The 16,186-nt window shown below is 72.9% G+C and carries 15 protein-coding genes and 1 pseudogene; 5 read left to right on the top strand and 11 right to left on the bottom strand.

Annotation, left to right across the window (positions count from 1 at the left end):
* Positions 1-315: 315 nt before the first annotated feature.
* The 4 genes from ABT114_RS14365 to ABT114_RS14350 all read right to left on the bottom strand — a co-directional run bounded on the left by ABT114_RS14365 (position 316) and on the right by ABT114_RS14350 (position 4,666).
* Positions 316-1,404: an MBL fold metallo-hydrolase gene (locus tag ABT114_RS14365; protein WP_351142198.1), complete on the bottom strand. Its 1,089-nt coding sequence runs from the start codon at positions 1,402-1,404 to the stop codon at positions 316-318.
* Positions 1,401-2,648 (bottom strand): aminotransferase class I/II-fold pyridoxal phosphate-dependent enzyme, encoded by a 1,248-nt coding sequence (locus tag ABT114_RS14360; protein ID WP_351142196.1) that lies wholly within the window; start codon positions 2,646-2,648, stop codon positions 1,401-1,403. The genes ABT114_RS14365 and ABT114_RS14360 overlap by 4 nt, the downstream gene beginning before the upstream one ends.
* Positions 2,649-2,808: 160 nt before the next feature.
* Positions 2,809-3,627, bottom strand: coding sequence for a hypothetical protein (locus ABT114_RS14355; protein WP_351142194.1), 819 nt, complete (start codon positions 3,625-3,627; stop codon positions 2,809-2,811).
* A 244-nt stretch (positions 3,628-3,871) separates the two neighbouring features.
* Positions 3,872-4,666, bottom strand: coding sequence for an RNA polymerase sigma factor SigF (locus ABT114_RS14350; RefSeq protein WP_351142192.1), 795 nt, complete (start codon positions 4,664-4,666; stop codon positions 3,872-3,874).
* A 374-nt stretch (positions 4,667-5,040) separates the two neighbouring features.
* On the opposite strand from ABT114_RS14350, the gene ABT114_RS14345 reads away from it, so the two are divergent.
* The gene (locus tag ABT114_RS14345) at positions 5,041-5,430 is read left to right on the top strand and encodes a DUF2795 domain-containing protein (protein ID WP_351142190.1); all 390 of its coding nucleotides are present in this window, start codon (positions 5,041-5,043) and stop codon (positions 5,428-5,430) included.
* Between the two features lie 115 nt (positions 5,431-5,545).
* Complete coding sequence (locus tag ABT114_RS14340) at positions 5,546-6,091, top strand: type 1 glutamine amidotransferase domain-containing protein (RefSeq protein WP_351142188.1); 546 nt, start codon at positions 5,546-5,548, stop codon at positions 6,089-6,091.
* Between the two features lie 41 nt (positions 6,092-6,132).
* Here the strand turns inward: ABT114_RS14340 and ABT114_RS14335 are convergent, their stop codons facing one another.
* From ABT114_RS14335 to ABT114_RS14325, 3 genes are all read right to left on the bottom strand, one after another.
* Positions 6,133-6,447 carry a DUF6158 family protein gene (locus ABT114_RS14335; RefSeq protein WP_351142186.1) on the bottom strand — a complete coding sequence of 105 codons (315 nt, stop codon included), beginning with the start codon at positions 6,445-6,447 and terminating at the stop codon, positions 6,133-6,135.
* A gap of 172 nt (positions 6,448-6,619) precedes the next feature.
* A complete protein-coding gene (locus tag ABT114_RS14330; protein ID WP_351142184.1) occupies positions 6,620-8,239 on the bottom strand; it encodes an ABC-F family ATP-binding cassette domain-containing protein in 1,620 nt (539 codons plus the stop codon).
* 64 nt (positions 8,240-8,303) lie between these two features.
* The gene (locus tag ABT114_RS14325; protein WP_351142182.1) at positions 8,304-8,960 is read right to left on the bottom strand and encodes a histidine phosphatase family protein; all 657 of its coding nucleotides are present in this window, start codon (positions 8,958-8,960) and stop codon (positions 8,304-8,306) included.
* A gap of 67 nt (positions 8,961-9,027) precedes the next feature.
* Between ABT114_RS14325 and ABT114_RS14320 the strand changes: the two genes are divergently transcribed.
* The 3 genes from ABT114_RS14320 to ABT114_RS14310 all read left to right on the top strand — a co-directional run bounded on the left by ABT114_RS14320 (position 9,028) and on the right by ABT114_RS14310 (position 11,697).
* Entirely contained in the window at positions 9,028-10,530 is a 1,503-nt protein-coding gene (locus tag ABT114_RS14320; protein ID WP_351142180.1) for a bifunctional phosphatase PAP2/diacylglycerol kinase family protein, read from the top strand.
* 132 nt (positions 10,531-10,662) lie between these two features.
* Positions 10,663-11,484 carry a class I SAM-dependent methyltransferase gene (locus tag ABT114_RS14315; RefSeq protein ID WP_351142178.1) on the top strand — a complete coding sequence of 274 codons (822 nt, stop codon included), beginning with the start codon at positions 10,663-10,665 and terminating at the stop codon, positions 11,482-11,484.
* A gap of 42 nt (positions 11,485-11,526) precedes the next feature.
* Positions 11,527-11,697, top strand: a complete 171-nt coding sequence (locus tag ABT114_RS14310) for a DUF5670 family protein (RefSeq protein WP_351142176.1) — start codon at positions 11,527-11,529, stop codon at positions 11,695-11,697.
* A gap of 105 nt (positions 11,698-11,802) precedes the next feature.
* Here ABT114_RS14310 and ABT114_RS14300 read toward each other — a convergent pair whose 3' ends face one another.
* From ABT114_RS14300 to ABT114_RS14285, 4 genes and pseudogenes are all read right to left on the bottom strand, one after another.
* On the bottom strand, positions 11,803-12,522 hold the full coding sequence (locus ABT114_RS14300) for a GvpL/GvpF family gas vesicle protein (protein ID WP_351142175.1): 720 nt from the start codon (positions 12,520-12,522) through the stop codon (positions 11,803-11,805).
* A pseudogene (locus tag ABT114_RS14295) lies at positions 12,519-12,647 on the bottom strand (gas vesicle protein); the annotation flags it as partial. The gene ABT114_RS14300 and the pseudogene ABT114_RS14295, both read right to left, overlap by 4 nt.
* Positions 12,648-12,712: 65 nt before the next feature.
* Positions 12,713-14,569, bottom strand: a complete 1,857-nt coding sequence (locus ABT114_RS14290) for a transketolase (RefSeq protein WP_351142173.1) — start codon at positions 14,567-14,569, stop codon at positions 12,713-12,715.
* Complete coding sequence (locus ABT114_RS14285; RefSeq protein WP_351142171.1) at positions 14,566-16,116, bottom strand: NAD(P)/FAD-dependent oxidoreductase; 1,551 nt, start codon at positions 16,114-16,116, stop codon at positions 14,566-14,568. Before ABT114_RS14285 ends, ABT114_RS14290 begins: the two co-directional genes overlap by 4 nt.
* Between the last annotated feature and the right edge of the window lie 70 nt (positions 16,117-16,186).

Here is a 16,186-nt window from a genome sequence, read left to right as displayed (position 1 = left end):
GCTGTTCTTCTCTCGTGGTGCGGGCGTGCGGGTGGGTTTGTTTGCTGAGCGCGGGGGGGGGGGGGGGGGGGCGGGGCGGCGCGCCGGGGGGGCCCCCCCCCCCCACGCCGAGCGTGTGGCGACGGATGCGGAAGACCGCCAGGGCCTGACCGGGCCCGACCAAGCGCTCCGCTGGAAGCGCGATGACGAACCCGCGGGCCGGTGGGGGCTGGTGGGGGCTGGTCGCGCCCACGCGGCGGAGCCCCATATCGACACAGCCCCGCGCCCCTTACGGGGCGCGATACCGCACCGGACTTCGTCAAGGCTGCTCGGTCCCTAGGACAGGTTCCGGTCCAGGACTCGTGAGCCTCCGATCGGCAGGTCCCACAGGTCCTCGCGGGCCAGGCCCGCCTTCTCCCAGGCGGCCCGCACCCGGGTGAGCGGCTCGAGGACGGGTTCGGCCGAGAGTACGAACGTGGCCCAGTGCATGGGTGCCAGGCGGCGGGCGCCGAGGTCCTGGGCGGCCCTGACCGCCTCCTCCGGGTCGCAGTGGACGTCGCTCAGCCACCAGCGCGGGTCGTACGCGCCGATGGGGAGCAGGGCGAGGTCGATGCCCGGGTAGCGCTGTCCGATACGGGCGAACCAGGGGCCGTAGCCGGTGTCACCGGCGAAGTAGACGCGCTGCCCGTCCGGATCGGTGAGCACCCAGCCGCCCCACAGGCTGTGGCAGGTGTCGGTGAGGCTGCGCTTGGACCAGTGGTGGGCGGGCACGAAGTCGAAGCGGACGCCGCCCAGTTCGGCCGCCTCCCACCAGTCGAGCTCGGTGATGGTGGTGAATCGGCGGCGGCGGAACCAGCGCGCGAGCCCGGCGGGCACGAACACCGGGGTGTCGCGCGGAAGTCGGCGCAGCGTCGGGGCGTCCAGGTGGTCGTAGTGGTTGTGGCTGATGACGACCGCGTCGACGCGTGGCAGTTCGCTCCAGGCGACGCCGACGGGTGTGATGCGGGCCGGGGTGCCGAGGATACGGCGGGACCAGACCGGGTCGGTGAGGACGGTCAGCCCGCCGACGCGCACCACCCAACTGGCGTGCCCCGCCCAGGTGACGGCGACGGTGCGGGTGTCCACGCGGGGCAGCGGGCCGGGCTCGTAGGGCAGTCGGGGGATGTCGGCGAGGCCCTCTTTGCCCGGGCGGACGGAGCCCTCGCGGGCGAAGCGGGCGATGGCCTTGAGGCCGGGCAGCGGGGCGGTCAGCCGGTCGTGGAAAGTGCGCGGCCACACCCGCCGCTCCCCCAGCGGCCGGGGTTCGGCGAGCGGCGGGAACGGGGGCGCGAAAAGGGAGGTGTCCGCCGGGATTCCGGCTTCCTGCGTGGTCGTCGTGGTCGTCGTCGTACTAGTGGTGGTGGTCGACTCGGACTGCTGCGTCATCGAGGAGGCTCCCATCGCTGAGCGTCGTCGCGGAGATCGTCGAAGACCGACCTCAAGGTGATCAACGCGCGTTGCACGTGCGGCAGTTCCCACGGTGAGGGTGAACCGAGACACTCCGCGCGCTCCTCGTCCGTACCGCCCAGCAGCGGTGCGGTGGACAGGCGTACGCGCAGTGCGCCGAGGTCGTCGCCGAAGCGGTGCCCGCCCGGCGCGGGCATGCCGAGCCGGGCGGTGAGGAAGTCCTCCAGTTCCTGCGCGTCGCCCACGCCGTGTGGGGCCAGCGCGGCCCGCAGCGGACTCAGGTCGGCGTACAGATGGCGTCCGGCCTGCGGCGGGCGGGCGAGCGCGCCGGCGGCGACCACGGCGGCGTACGTGGCGGCGGCCACACGCGCGTGCAGGCGTACGGCGGCGGCCACGCGCGCGGTGACCGGCTCGGGCTCGGCGAGGGCGTACCCGGCCGCCGCGGCGACCGGCGCCGCGACGCGGGCGCCCAGCGCGGTGAGCACATCGAGCACGCGCGCGTGGAGGTCGTCCCCGGTGGCGCCCTCGGGGAAGCGGGCGACGGCGGCCGGCCAGCCGGGCGGCAGCAGCGCGCCGGCCAGATCGCTGACCACGGTGACCCCCTCCGGCAGCATCTCGGCGGGGCTGAACAGCACGGTGGCGTGGGGGTCGTGCACGGTGTCGCGCCATGTCTCGTCGCTGACCAGGTACAGGCCCTCGCCCGCGGCGGCCTCGACGGCCTCGTGCAGCACCTCGGGCGGGGCGACGGTGGCCGTGGGGTCGTCGGCGACGGACAGCACGAGCAGCCGCGGGTCGCCGCCTTCCGCGCGGACCCGGCGAACGGTCTCCAGCAGGGCGTACGGATCCGGTACGCCGCCGCACTCGGCCGGGGTCGCCACATGGAACACGGGTCTGCCCAGCAGGCGCGCGTACGGGGCCCACCAGGCGGCGCAGGGCCGCGGCACCAGCACGTCGCCGCCGAGCGCGGCGGTCAGCGCGACCAGCAGCGTCGGCGCGCCGGGAGCGGCGGCCACACGGTCGGTTGCGGCGGCCAGTCCGCGCCGGGCCCAGTAGCCGCACGCCGCCTCCAGCAGCGTCGCACCGCCGCCTACCGGCTCCGTTCCGGCCCGGCCCGCGGCCGTGGCAAGCACCTCGGACAGTTCCGGGAGCAGCGGCAGTCCGTCGTCGGGGAGGGGCGGCCCGTAGCGGACGGGGCCGTGGCCTTCGGGGTCCGTCCGCCGCATGCGTACCTCCGCGCAGTCGTGGTGCCCTGTTCCAGCGCTGTGGTGCCGTGTGCGCTCGCGGCTCTCGCGCGCAATCGTGCCCTCGGGGGCTTCGGGTACCCATCCCGGCGCCTTGCCATGAGCGCCCGCTCGCGTTGCGCCCGTCACCCCTCTGGGCGGGTCAGTACTCCCGGGTGGATCCGCGGTGCCACAGTCGGTGCGCGGCGGCGCCGAGCGCGCCCGCGATGAACAGGCCACCGGCTACGAGGGCGGGGACGGACCCGGTGAAGGCGCCGCCCTCGCCGGCCTCCACGCCGTGCGGCATCGCGGCGGCTCCCGAGCAGGCGTCGGTACGCGGCCCGGTAGGTGTCTCCGTGCGCGGCTCGGTATGTGCCTCGGCGCACGACTGGCTGCTGTCGCCGCCGCTGTCCCTACCGCTGCCCACGCCACTGTCCCCACCACCGTCACTGTCCCTACCGCTGCCCACGCCACTGTCCCCACCACCACCGCTCTCGCTGCCGGTGCCCGCGCCACTGTCCCCACCACCGTCACTGTCCCTACCGCTGCCCACGCCACTGTCCCCACCACCACCGCTCTCGCTGCCGGTGCCGCTGTCCCGTCCGCCGTCGCCGCCGGTACCGCTCTCGCAGGATGTGCCTTGCTCGTCGCCGCAGCTCTGGCCGGTGTCGTCGGCCGGCCCCGGGCAGGTGCCGTCGACAGTCCCCCCGGAGTTCGTGCCGACGGCGTCCGGTTCGCCCGCGAAGTCCTCGTCGGCGGCGATGCGGGCGGTGCCGCGGTGGGCGGGCCCGCCCACCTGGTCGGTTTCGGTCGGGAAGCCGCCGGGGTCGTCGCAGGGGACCGGGACGGCGACGTTGCCGCCCGGGGCGAGTGTGCTGGGGCTGACCTGCGCGGCCGGGTCCGCGGAGGCGGCCGGCGCGCCGGTGACTATGGCGGCACCGGCCAGGGAGACGACGGACAGGAGTCGGGCGGTGCGGCGCATGGGGCGGGCTCCTTCGGCCTGGCGGCTGTCGGGACACTCCGGTCGTGCCCCGCAGCCATCACAGCCCGCCCGGCGCCGGGCCGCGCGCCGCCGGACACCATTAGCGGGACAGTGCAGGGCCGACCGGGTGAAGAAGCCGACGCCGGCCGCAACCCCGCCGGCCACGCGGGGTACTGCGCGGCCGGCGCCGCACGGCCCGCACCCGGCAGCGCACCACGCCCCTCACGCCGCACCGCGCCGCGCGCTACGCCACCTCGCGCATCACCTGATCCCTGAGCCGGTCGCAGCTCCGGCTGATCAGCCGCGACACGTGCATCTGCGAGATGCCCAGCTGCTCGGCGATCCGGCTCTGCGTCATGTCCCCGAAGAACCGCAGGTACAGGATGACCCGCTCCCGCTCCGGCAGTGCCGCCAGCCGGGGCCTGACGGCCTCCCGGTCCACGACCGTGTCGAGCGCGGGGTCCGGCGAGCCGAGGGCCTCGCTGAGGGAGTACCCGTCCTCGCTGCCGGGCAGCTCCGCGTCCAGCGACAGCGCGGTGAAGCTCTCCAGGGCCTCCAGGCCGGTCCTGACGTCCTCCTCGCTCAGGTGCGCGTGCTCGGCGATCTCGGCGACGCCGGGCCGACGGCCCGAGACGCTCTGCGAAAGGTCCTGGGAGGCGATTCGGACGCGGTTGCGCAGGTCCTGGACCCGGCGTGGCACATGCAGGGTCCACATGTGGTCGCGGAAGTGCCGCTTGATCTCGCCGGTGATGGTGGGGACGGCGTAGCTCTCGAAGGCGTTGCCGAGCTCCGGGTCGTAGCGGTCGACGGCCTTGATCAGGCCGAGGGCCGCGACCTGGCGCAGGTCCTCGAAGTTCTCGCCGCGGCTGCGGAAGCGTCCGGCGAGCCGGTCGGCCATCGGCAGCCAGGCCTCCACGAGTTGTTCACGGAGCGTGTCGTGCTGCTGGCCCGGGGGGAGCGTGGCGAGTCGGCGGAAGGCTTCCGCGGTGTCGGGGGCGTCGTGGTGCGGGTGGTGCTTCGCGCTCGCTCGATGTGCCATGGTGCGTCGCAACTCCCTTGCGCATGCTCTGGGGCGGACGGTCACCGTGGGAACGCGGCCATCGTCCGGACAGGCGCGTCCGGGGGCGTGGCACTCACCGCTCCCACGGACGTGCCTCCTGTCCGAAGCACTGGGTCTGCGCCTGCCCCCGGCCTTGGACGGCAAACGCCCGGCAGGCGCCCGGCAGACGCCCGGCAGGTCTTCCGCACTCCCGGAGGGTGACCCGGCCCGGTACCGACGCGGGAGTAGGCCGGCCGTTCCGGAGGCCTCTGCGGAATCTATTTCCGCCTTGGGCCGGTAAACCCCGTGTCGGCCGTGTCGGCGTGCGCTCCTCGGGTACGCGGTGTCCGACCCCCGAAGGACTGGAGGGAGACATGCAGCGAGGCAGCGACCGGCTGAGCGTCCACCGGGACGAGGAAATGAAGCACGAACTGCAGGAACTGCTCAGGTCGGGGCACCCCACGCGCACCGAGGAATGGCACGACCCGGAACCGGGCGCCGACGACGATCCGCAGATCTGGGTCGAGCTCGTGGCACCGGGGCGCTCCGGTGCGTCCCTGGCGACGGCGCGCCTGGAGCTGGCCCGGCTTCTGGCCCGCAGCGTCTTTCCGGCGACCCCTAGCGAGCTGATGCACGTACTGCGCGACAAGAACGCGCCCGACCTGCTGATCGAGGCGGTGGCGGCGCTGCCACGCCCGGCGCGCTACGCCAACCTCGGGGAGCTGGCCGAGGCGGTGACGCGCCGAGGGCCTGCCGGTACGTAGGACCGGGGCCGCCGATGAGACGGGATCCGGCACAGAAGATCGCAGAAACTGGCGTCACCGTGGACATCGGTGACGCCACGTCCCGTCGGCGAGCCACGAAAGGACGTCGAACATCATGCGTATCGCGTTTCTGACCGCACCCGAGGGCGTCGAGCAGGTGGAGCTGACCGAGCCGTGGAAGGCGGTTTCCGACGCCGGTCACGAGCCTGTGCTCGTGTCGACCCGGGCGGGGAAGGTCCAGGCCTTCGAGCACCTGGACAAGGCGGACACCTTCCCGGTCGACGAGGTGGTGGGCGAGACGTCGGCGGACTCCTTCGGCGCACTGGTGCTGCCGGGCGGGGTGGCCAATCCGGACTTCCTGCGGATGAACAAGAAGGCCGTGTCGTTCGTGCGGGACTTCTTCGAGCGGGGCGCCCCGGTCGCCGCGATCTGCCACGCCCCGTGGACGCTGATCGAGGCCGACGTCGTACGCGGCCGGGTGCTGACCTCCTGGCCGAGCCTGCGGACGGACATCCGCAACGCGGGCGGCACCTGGGTCGACGAGCAGGTGAAGATCTGCGATCACGGCCGCAACAAGCTGGTCACGAGCCGTAAGCCGGGCGACCTCAAGGCGTTCTGCGAGGCGTTCCTGGACGTGTTCGCGGCACCGGAGACCGCCTGAGGCAGAGGTCTGCGGTCCCCGACATGTCGACCGGGGACGGGTCAGGCTCCGCCGTGTCCCGCCCCCGGTCCCCACTTCCCCACCGGAGTCCCCTCCGCACACGCGGCGGCCCGCTCCCGCGCGCCGTCACGGGTGCGGCCCGGCGACACGAAGCGGCGGGGGTTGCGCCGCAGGTACTCGCCCTCCAGCTGCGCCATGCGCTCGTTGTGGGTACGCAGCGCGTCGTTCGAGCCGTACAGCAGGGTGTCGTGGCGCGTGCGGTGGATGTTCTCCAGCTCCTTCATCAGTTGCTGGTCGTCCAGTCGCGCCGGGTCGACTCCGCTCATGGTGGTACCCCGCTCGTCGTGTTCGTCCATGCGGTCCGAGTACCCGCCCGTGCGCACTTCCCCCGAACGGCCTCCGGGAGGGAGCCATGGAACTCGCATTCCTGAATCCACTGTACGAACATCCGGGCCCCTGGGCCTCTGCGTACGTGCGCGAGCGGCGGCCGGCGAAGGAGGCCCGCACCGTCCGTGACTCCCCGGGTGGCTACCGGGCCCGCTCCACCCGCCGTTCGTCCCACACCGGCTCCGGGGTCTCGCGGACCCGGCCGTCGCTGCCGAAGACCAGGTAGCGGTCGAAGGAGCGGGCGAACCAGCGGTCGTGGGTGACCGCGAGCACCGTGCCGTCGAAGGCCTCCAAGCCTTCCTGAAGAGCTTCGGCGGATTCCAGGTCGAGGTTGTCGGTCGGCTCGTCCAGGAGCAGGGCCGTGACGCCCTCCAGCTCCAGCAGGAGGATCTGGAAGCGGGCCTGCTGGCCGCCGGAGAGCCGCTCGAAGTTCTGCTCGGCCTGCTGGGTCAGCTCGTAGCGGCGCAGGCGGGACATGGCGGCGCCGCGGTCCTGGGCGTGCTCCTTCCACAGGATGTCGAGGAGGGTGCGGCCCTGGAGCTCGGGGTGCGCGTGCGTCTGGGCGAAGTGCCCGGGCACGACACGTGCCCCGAGTTTCCACTCCCCCGTGTGCGCCACGTCGTCGCCGGCGAGGAGCCGCAGGAAGTGCGACTTGCCGGAGCCGTTGGAGCCGAGGACGGCGACCCGTTCGCCGTAGAAGACCTCCAGGTCGAAGGGGGTCATCAGGCCGGTGAGCTCAAGTCCCTTGCAGGTGACGGCCCTTACGCCGGTGCGGCCGCCCTTCAGGCGCATCGTGATGTCCTGTTCGCGCGGCGGCTCCGGCGGCGGCCCGGCCTCCTCGAACTTGCGCAGCCGGGTCTGGGCGGCCTGGTAGCGGGACGCCAACTCGTGGCTGATGGATGCTGCCTGACGCAGACTCAGCACCAGTTTCTTCAGCTGGGCGTGCTTCTCGTCCCAGCGCCTGCGCAGCTCCTCGAAGCGGGCGAAGCGTTCGCGGCGGGCCTCGTGGTACGTGGCGAAGCCGCCGCCGTGCACCCAGGCGTCGGCGCCGGCGGGGCCGGGTTCGACGGACACGATCTTCTCGGCGGCGCGGGCGAGGAGTTCCCGGTCGTGCGACACGAACAGCACGGTCTTGCGGGTCTCCTTCAGCCGCTCCTCCAGCCAGCGTTTGCCGGGTACGTCGAGGTAGTTGTCGGGCTCGTCGAGCAGCAGTACCTCGTCGGTGCCGCGCAGCAGCGCCTCGAGCACCAGCCGCTTCTGCTCACCGCCGGACAGCGTGCGCACCTGCCGCCACTGTGCCTTCTCGTACGGCACGCCCAGCGCGGCCGTGGTGCACATGTCCCAGAGGGTCTCGGACTCGTATCCGCGCGCCTCCGCCCAGTCGGAGAGTGCCTGCGCGTACTTCAGCTGGGCGGCCTCGTCGTCGACGGTCATCATGCCGTGCTCGGCCTGGTCGACGGCCTGCGCGGCCTCACGGATGCGCGGCGGCGCGACCGACACGAGGAGATCCCGTACGGTCGTCTCGTCCCGTACGGAGCCCACGAACTGCCGCATGACCCCGAGGCCGCCACTGACGGTGACGGTGCCGCCGTGCGGCTTCAGCTCGCCGGAGATCAGCCGGAGCAGGGTCGTCTTGCCCGCGCCGTTGGGCCCGACAAGGGCCACGACGGCCCCTTCGCCCACCCGGAACGACACATCGCCGAGCAGCGCCCTCCCGTCGGGGAGGTAGTACTCGAGGTGCGCGGCTTCCAGATGTCCCATGAAGAGGCATTCTGCGGGTCCCCCGCCGCGCCCGCCAAATGCTTATCCGACCGTGCGGCTCCGCTCAGCCCGTCTCGTCCAGCGGCCGGCCCGTCGGGCCGCCCTCGCCCGTGGGGGTCACCGTGGCGCCTGCCCAGGTCAGGGCCTTCCAGCCGTCGGTCGGGGTGCCCTCCAGGATGACCACGCCGGTGTTCTCGAGGCGGTGGGCGGCGGCGAAGGGGACGTCGACGTTGTGGGCGCGGGCGGCGGCCCACATGCGGATCGCGGCGCCGTGGCTGACCACGGCGACCGTGCCGGCGCCGGTGTCCGCGATCTCCGCGATCACGGCGTCGTAGCGTGCGAGTACCTCGGTGCCGCTCTCGCCGCCGGGGATTCTGAGCGCGGTGTCTCCGGCGGCCCAGGCGAACACCGTACGCATGTAGAGCTCGCCCTTTTCGGAGTCGCCGGGCAGCTTCTCCAGGTCACCCGCGGAGATCTCCCTGATGCCGTCACGCACGGTCACGTCGAGACCGCGGGCGGCGGCCAGGGGCGCGGCGGTGAGCTGGGTACGTATGAGGGTGGAGGCGTAGACCGCTTCGATGTCCTCGTCGGCGAGGGCCTCCGGCAGCCTCGCGGCCTGCTGCTCGCCCAGTGCGGTCAGGCCCGGTCCCGGGACGGCGGTGTCCAGCAGGAAGTCGACGTTCGTGGGGGTCTGGCCGTGCCGGACGAGGAGCAGACGCATGCGGTGACCCTTCGGCAGTGGTGCCGTCCCAGGCAGGAAACGACCACTTCAGGGTACCCGTCACCGCATGAGCCCAGACGTCGACCTCACCGTCCTGAAGCCCGGCCGCCACGCCGTGCGTGACCGGCTGCTCGCCCTCGACTGCCGCCTGTTCGAGTTCGCCGCCGATCGTCACTGGCCGGGTGCCGAGCCCGTGCTGCCGCGGCTGAGCCGAAGCGCGAACCATGGCGTGCTGTGGTTCACGGCGGCGGCCGCCATCGCGGCGAGCCGTACGCCGCGGGCCCGCCGGGCCGCCGCCCGGGGTCTCGCCTCCCTGAGCCTGGCCTCCCTGACCATCAACACCCTCGGCAAGCGCTCGGTGCGCCGGTCCCGCCCGGTCCTGGACCCCGTACCGCTGGTCCGGCAGCTGAAGCGGCAGCCGATCACCACGTCGTTCCCGTCCGGGCACTCCGCGTCGGCGGCCGCGTTCGCGACCGGGGTCGCGCTGGAGTCGCCGGCGTGGGGCGCCGTGGTGGCGCCGGTGGCGTTCTCCGTGGCCATGTCCCGCGTGTACACCGGGGTGCACTTCCCGAGCGATGTGCTGGCGGGCGCGGCGCTGGGCGCGGGGGCGGCCTTCGCCGTACGGGGCATGGTGCCGACCCGCGCCCAGGTCGTGCCGCCGGCCCGGCCGCGTGCCGGGGCCCCGGCCCTGCCCGACGGGGACGGTCTGGTGGTCGTGGCCAACACCGCGTCGGGCACCGTGGACCGGGTGCGGGCCCTGCGGGACGCGTTGCCGCTCGCTGAGGTCGTGGAGTGCGTACCGGCCGATGTCGGGGCCGCGTTGGAGAAGGCGGCGAGCCGCGCCCGGGTCCTCGGCGTGTGCGGCGGCGACGGCTCGGTGAACGCGGCCGCGGACGTCGCCCTGCGCCACGGCCTGCCGCTGGCGGTGCTGCCCGGCGGCACGCTCAACCACTTCGCCTACGACCTGTCCGTGGAGGACGAGCGGGACCTGAGCCGGGCCGTGCAGCGCGGTGAGGCGGTGCGCGTGGACGTGGGCCGGTTCAGCGTCGGGGACACGCAGGGCATCTTCCTCAACACCTGCAGCCTGGGCGTCTATCCGGAGCTGGTGCGGGAGCGGGACCGCTGGTCGCACCGGATCGGCGGCTGGCCGGCCGGACTGCTGGCGGCGCTGCGCGTCCTGCGCGCGGACCGTCACCCGCTCACGGCCGAACTCGGCGGCCGTACCCGCCCGTTGTGGCTGCTGTTCGCCGGCAACGGCACCTACCACCGGATGGGCCTCGCACCGGGCCGACGCAGGGACCTGGCCGACGGACGGCTCGACGTGCGGGTGGTGCTCGGGGGCCGCAGGCCCGCGCTGCGTCTGCTCGCCGCCGCCGCCGCGGGACCGCTCACCCGCTCCCCCGCCCACGCCGCGGTCCAGGTGAGCCGGCTGCGCCTGTCGGGCGTCGAGCCGGGCACGCTTCTCGCGTACGACGGTGAAGTCACCGAGGTGGAGGGCGATGTGACGCTGGAGAAGCTGCCCGAGGCGCTGGTCGTGTACCGCCCGCTGACCGGCAACCAGCAGAACTGATGATCCGTCAGTCCACATGGCAATACGACGGTCTCATTATTCGGCATCCGTGCGTACGGTGACATGCATCGCCCCGCCGGGTCGCAAGCCCCGCGAGGGCCGGTACGCGAAGCCGACGAGAAGGGCACAGCCATGCCGAAAGCTCAGGAGACCGCCGTCTACACGCACGGGCACCACGAGTCCGTGCTGCGTTCGCACACCTGGCGCACCGCCGCCAACTCCGCCGCGTACCTGCTCGGCTCGCTGAAGCCCCACATGGCGATCCTGGACATCGGCTGCGGCCCGGGCACCATCACCGCCGACCTGGCCGAACTGGTCCCTGACGGGCACGTCACCGGCGTCGACCACGCGCCGGGGATCCTGGACCAGGCGCGGGCCACGGCCGCCGGGCGGGGTCTGACCAACACCGACTTCGCCGTCGCCGACGTCCACGCCCTGGACTACCCGGACGACACGTTCTGCGTCGTCCACGCCCATCAGGTGCTCCAGCACGTCGGCGATCCGGTGCAGGCGCTGCGCGAGATGAAGCGGGTGACGAAGCCGGGTGGGTTCATCGCGGTCCGCGACTCCGACTACGCGGCGATGACCTGGTACCCCGAATCCGCGGGCATGGACGACTGGCTGGACCTGTACCGCCGGGTCGCCCGCGCGAACGGCGGCGAGCCGGACGCCGGACGCCGGCTGAAGTCGTGGGCGCTGGCGGCGGGCATCACGGACATCACGACCACCTCCGGCACCTGGACCTTCTCGACCCGCGAGGAGCGGGAGTGGTGGAGCGGGCTGTGGGCGGACCGCACGGTCGCCTCGGCGTACGCGGACCGGGCCACCGGAGGCGGTCACGCGACCGAGGCGCAACTGCGGGCCGTCTCGGACGCCTGGCGGGCGTGGGGCGAGCGGGAGGACGGCTGGTTCAGCGTCCTGCACGGAGAAATTCTCTGCCGCAAGGAAGCCTGAATCTGCGCATTCGGGAAACACGGAGAGAAGGAGGTTCACATTATGATTCCCGTCCTTCTCGTACTGCTTCTGGTGCTCCTTCTCTTCGGTGCCGGATTCGCAGTCAAACTACTCTGGTGGATCGCACTGATAGTTCTGGTCCTTTGGCTGCTTGGATTCCTGTTCCGCGGAACGAGCGCAGCCGGAGGCAGGGGCCGCTGGTACAGGTGGTGAATCGACCCCGGGGATTCTCACCCCGGGGAAGCAGTGGTCCGAGCGGCCCGAGGTCCAGGTTCAGGTCCTCGGGCCGCAGTCCGTAGCGCCCGCGCAGCACGACAGTCACTCCTTTCCCTCCCCCTCTGTCCCCTCCGCCCCTTCCTCCCCTGCGAAAGAATAGGCCGCCCAGGGACCGGCCAGTTCGACCCGCATTCCGGGGGCGTCGTCCTTCGTGCCGTCCACCAGTTCCACGAATTCCTCGGAATCCGCCCGCGGCACCAGATAGGACGCATTCAGTACGTTGCGCCCGGACGCGTCGGAAAGCGCCGAGTTCTGCGGGGCGTGGAGGCGGGAATCCTCGGCGTACCGGGAAAGCATCTCGTGCAGTCGGGTCGCGAATTCCTCGGCGCGCTGCCACAGCTCCTCGTGGGCGCGGTCGGCCGACTGCGCTTCCACGTGCACCTTGACGCCCCATTCGACCCGCCCGTCCAGCCGCTCGAGGGCGCGCGCGAACTCGGCCTCGCGTGCCTCCATCATGACGCGCAGGCCACTGTCGTCCCGGAAGACGGTGGCCATCCGCAGCGGCAGCGGTGTGGTGACGGCGGTGAGCGCGTCGACCACGCCCTGATGGGCGCGCGCGGTGGCGGCCAGCCAGTCCAGGTCCTCCAGGTGCGCGCGCAGCGGTTCCTCGGCGAAGTCCTGCTTGGGAACGGCGGAGACGACGGCGACGAGGCCATGGTGGTTGAGCAGCCCGACGGGCGCGCCCGCCACCCCGGTGAGCTCGGCCTGGAGGGCCGCGCGGAAGGGGCGGCAGACGGCGTAGACGTACCGCAGTCCGGTCATGGTGCCTCCTTCTGTGCGCGGCCCGGCTCCAGCTGGGCCGGCCGTTCCCGCAACTCCGTGTTCTCCCTGGCGAGTTCGTCCCGTCGCGCCTTCGACGACAGCGCGGGGTCGGTCTCCCACCAGTTGGTGTGCTCCTTGGCGCTCCCGTCGTCCTTGGCTCCCCCGTCCGTCGCCCGGTCGCCGCCCGCGCTCACCGCACGACCGCCTCCTCCACCAGCAGCCGCGCGGCCGCCGCGATCGACTCGGCGTCGATGCCTGCGGCGTGCAGCTGCTCGGCCGGGGTCGCCGAGCCCGGCATCGTACGGACCGCGAGCCGCACCAGACGCGGCACGGGACGGCCGTCGAGGAAGGCGTCCAGGACCGCGTCGCCGAGGCCGCCCTCCTCGCGGTGGTCCTCGACCGTGAGCAGGCAGCCGGTCTCCTCGGCCGCCTGCCGCAGCGTGCGGTGGTCTACGGGCTTGACCGAGTAGAGGTCGATCACCCGGACCGGGATGCCCTGCCCGTCCAGCGCCTCGGCGGCGGACAGTGCCTCGTGGAGGGTGACGCCCGCCGCGACGATCGTCAGCCGGTCCCCGTCGGAGGTGCGCAGGACCTTGCTGCCGCCGACCGGGAACTCCTCGTCCGGGCCGTAGATCACGGGGCTCGCGCCGCGCGAGGTGCGCAGATAGCGCACGCCCTCCAGACCGGCGGTCGCCGCGACGAGCTTGGCGGTCTGGTTGGCGTCGCACGGGTACAGCACGGTCGAGCCGTACACCGACCGAAACATCGCCAGGTCCTCCAGGCCCATCTGGGAGGGCCCGTCCTGTCCGATCGCGACACCCGCGTGCGAGCCGTTCAGGACGATGCCGGAGCCGCTGATCGAGGCCATGCGCACGAAGTCGAACGCGCGCGTGAGGAACGCGGCGAACGTCGAGGCGTACGGCACCCAGCCACGTGCCGCGAGCCCCACCGCGGCTGCGACCATCTGCTGTTCGGCGATGTAGCACTCGAAGTAGCGGTCGGGATGCTCCTTGGCGAAGAACTCGCTGCGGGTGGAGTCGCCGACCTCGCCGTCGAGGGCCACGACGTCGCCGCGGGCGGTGCCCAGCGCGGCGAGCGCCTTGCCGTAGGCGTCGCGGGTGGCGACGCCCCCTTCATGGTCTCCCGTTTCGAAGCGCGGGAGTTCCAGCTGCCCGGTGCGTACGGAGTGCAGCATGCGGGTGTCCGGCGGCTCCTGCACGCTCACGCGCAGGTCGCGCGGGCCGCCGAGTTCGGCGATCGCCTCCTCGGCGTGGGGCAGCGGCTTGCCGTGCAGTCCCTCGCGGTCCTCGACGGACGCGACGCCCTTGCCCTTGAGCGTGCGGGCGAGGATCACGGTCGGTTGCCCCTTCGTCGACTCCGCCTCGCCGAAGGCGCGATCGACCGCGTCGACGTCGTGGCCGTCGATCTCCACGGTGTGCCAGCCGAAGCCGTGGAAGCGGCGCGCGTACGCGTCGAGGTCGTGGCCGTGCCGGGTCGGGCCGCGCTGGCCGAGCCGGTTGACGTCGACGATCGCGATCAGGTTGTCCAGGTGCTCGTAGCTCGCGTGCTCGGCGGCCTCCCACACGGACCCCTCGGCCAGCTCGCTGTCGCCGCACAGCACCCATACGCGGTAGTCGGTGCGGTCGAGCCGCTTGCCGGCCAGCGCGATGCCGACGCCGACGGGCAGGCCCTGTCCGAGCGATCCGGTGGCGGTCTCGAGCCACGGCAGCTGTCGCGGGGTCGGGTGGCCTTCGAGACGGCTGCCCAGCTTGCGGAAGGTGAGCAGCTCGGCGTCGTCGATGGCGCCGGCCGCCTTGTAGGCGGCGTACAGCAGGGGTGAGGCGTGTCCCTTGGAGAGCACGAAGCGGTCGTTGGCGGGGTGTGCGGGGCGGTCGAAGTCGTAGCGGAGGTGGTGGGCGAGCAGTACGGCCATCAGGTCCGCCGCGGACATCGAGGACGTCGGGTGCCCGGAGCCCGCGGCGTCGGCCGCGCGCACGCTGTCCACGCGCAACTGCTGGGCCAGTTCGACGAGTTCACGGGTGTTCATGAGTCTCCTTCCGCGGGGTGCTCGGGGGTTTCGGGACTGCCTTCGGCACTGCTGTCGGGGATATCGGGGATGTCGGCGCGCTTGACGGGGCCGGGGGCGAGGTGGTGCCCGGCCGGTTCGGGACCTGGTTGGTTCTTCGCGGGCTCGCCGCCCGGCTGACTCTTCGCAGACGCACCGCCGGGCCGGCTCGTCGCGGGCTCCGGGCCGGTCCCCGCCGGTCGGGCGGGCGGCAGCCGCTGAGGGTCGCCCGGTATGCGGGCCAGCTCCGGGGACGCCGTGTCCAGGGGCACCGACCAGGAGCGTACGAGCCCCAACTGGACGGCCTGCCGTGGCAGTACGGCGTCCAGCAGCCAGTCCGCGGCGACCCGGACACGGTTGCCGGGCATCGCCGCGAGGTGGTAGCCGCGGGTCACCACTGCCGCGGGTGGCCCGGACAGGGGTACGCCGAGCGGGTCGGCGGCCGCCTTCACGCCGCCCAGGTCCACGACGAAGCCCAGGTCACGGTGGCGGTAGGGGCGCCGCTCGCCGACTCCGAGCGACGCGGCGACGTTGTGGCCGGCGACCTTGCCGTGCCGCCAGGCGTGCTGCGCCGTCATCGGCGTGAACGCGCCCGGGTTGTTCAGGTCGGGTACGGCGGCCGCGTCACCGCAGGCGTACACCTCGGGCCGGCCCGGGACCTGGAGGTACGGGTCGACGATGAGCCGTCCCCGCTCCAGAGGCTGCCCGCTGCACTCGACGAACGGGTCGGGCCGTACCCCGACACACCACACCAAGGTGCGGGTGTCGACGAACTCGCCGTCGGACAGCAGGACTCCGTCGTGGGTCGCCTCCTTCACGGAGGTCCCCATGCGCACGTCGACGCCACGCTGCCGGAGCACGCGGTCCGCGGTGCGCGACAGCCGCTCGTCCATCTCGGGCAGGACGCGCGAGGCGATGTCCAGCAGCAGCCAGCGCGGCCGCGCGGCGCCCCGCAGCGGGTGCCTGCGTACCAGCTCGTCCGTGTACATCTTCATCTGCGCGGCGACCTCGGTGCCCGTGTATCCGGCGCCGACCACGACGAAGGTGCGGCGGGCGGCGCGACTGTCGGCGTCGTCGGCCGCCGCGGCGAGCTCCACCTGCCGGGTGACGTGGTCGCGCAGGTACAGGGCCTCGGGCAGGCCCCGGTAGCCGTGCGCGTGCTCGGCCACGCCGGGGATCGGCAGCAGCTTGTTCACGCTGCCGACGGCGAGCACCAGCCGGTCGTAGGACAGGGTGCCGGTGCCGCCCTCGGGGTCGGTGTAGCGCACCGTGCGCCCGTCGAGGTCGATGCCGTCGGCGGTGCCGAGAACCAGGCGTACATGGCGCAGGGTGCCGGAGAGGGACACGGTGACCCGGCGCGGTTCGAGGATGCCTGCGGACACCTGGGGCAGCAGGGGCAGGTACAGAAAGTAGTCGGTCGCGTTCAGCAGCGTGATCGCGGCCTTGTGCCGGACCAGGCGCGACAGGGTGCGGGCGGTCCGGTAACCGGCGAAGCCGGCGCCGACGATCACGATGCGGGGTCGACTCACGGGGGCTCGCCTCCGGCTGTGGGGCGTACGAGGGCATGAAGAGGCGGACGAGGTCTTGCGTACCTCGCGT

The sequence above is a fragment of the Streptomyces sp. NPDC002088 genome (genome assembly GCF_040296605.1).
In the GTDB taxonomy this organism is placed as follows: domain Bacteria; phylum Actinomycetota; class Actinomycetes; order Streptomycetales; family Streptomycetaceae; genus Streptomyces.
This window is presented reverse-complemented; position numbering and strand designations above follow the sequence as displayed.